6 tRNA genes and 2 rRNA genes are annotated in these 904 nt (G+C 50.0%); all 8 read left to right on the forward strand.

Going from position 1 to position 904, the window contains the following annotated elements:
* A 23S ribosomal RNA gene (locus WA279_RS20695) occupies positions 1–85 on the forward strand; the annotation flags it as partial.
* 112 nt (positions 86–197) lie between these two features.
* Positions 198–313 (forward strand): 5S ribosomal RNA (rrf, locus tag WA279_RS20700).
* Positions 314–322: 9 nt separating this feature from the next.
* Positions 323–397, forward strand: a tRNA-Asn gene (locus tag WA279_RS20705).
* Positions 398–402: 5 nt separating this feature from the next.
* A tRNA-Ser gene (locus WA279_RS20710) sits at positions 403–494 on the forward strand.
* Positions 495–528: 34 nt separating this feature from the next.
* Positions 529–600 (forward strand) — tRNA-Glu (locus tag WA279_RS20715).
* Between the two features lie 9 nt (positions 601–609).
* Positions 610–685: transfer RNA gene (locus WA279_RS20720), tRNA-Val, on the forward strand.
* A 9-nt stretch (positions 686–694) separates the two neighbouring features.
* A tRNA-Met gene (locus WA279_RS20725) sits at positions 695–771 on the forward strand.
* 11 nt (positions 772–782) lie between these two features.
* Positions 783–859: transfer RNA gene (locus tag WA279_RS20730), tRNA-Asp, on the forward strand.
* The last annotated feature ends 45 nt before the right edge of the window (positions 860–904 follow it).

The raw sequence follows: 904 nt of genomic DNA on the forward strand, positions 1-904 counted from the left end.
AAAGATGATCAGGTTGATAGGTCTGAGGTGGAAGTGTGGCGACACATGGAGCTGACAGATACTAATCGATCGAGGACTTAACCATATTTTTGAATGATGTCACACCTGTTATCTAGTTTTGAGAGAATAAGTTTTTTTAAAAAAACACTTGATTTTCTCAAGAATACATAGTATAATGTTAAATGTCACTGAAATTGTCTGGTGATAATGGCGAAGAGGTCACACCCGTTCCCATGCCGAACACGGAAGTTAAGCTCTTCAGCGCCGATGGTAGTCGGGGGTTTCCCCCTGTGAGAGTAGGACATCGCCAGGCAGACTTCATTCCGCAGTAGCTCAGTGGTAGAGCTATCGGCTGTTAACCGATCGGTCGTAGGTTCGAATCCTACCTGCGGAGCCATTATTGGAGAGCTGTCCGAGTGGTCGAAGGAGCACGATTGGAAATCGTGTAGGCGGTCAACTCCGTCTCAAGGGTTCGAATCCCTTGCTCTCCGCCACTGATACTTATACATAATTACAATTGAAAGTCTGGGCCCGTTGGTCAAGCGGTTAAGACACCGCCCTTTCACGGCGGTAACACGGGTTCGAATCCCGTACGGGTCATTATATGATGGAGGATTAGCTCAGCTGGGAGAGCATCTGCCTTACAAGCAGAGGGTCGGCGGTTCGAGCCCGTCATCCTCCACCATTATATCATCGCGGGGTGGAGCAGTTCGGTAGCTCGTCGGGCTCATAACCCGAAGGTCGCAGGTTCAAATCCTGCCCCCGCAACCAAATTTCAAAATGGTCCGGTAGTTCAGTTGGTTAGAATGCCTGCCTGTCACGCAGGAGGTCGCGGGTTCGAGTCCCGTCCGGACCGCCATTTAAATACTTAGGCTCGGTAGCTCAGTTGGTAGAGCAACGGACT

This window comes from Bacillus sp. 204(2023) (genome assembly GCF_037027505.1).
Lineage (GTDB): Bacteria > Bacillota > Bacilli > Bacillales > Bacillaceae > Bacillus > Bacillus subtilis.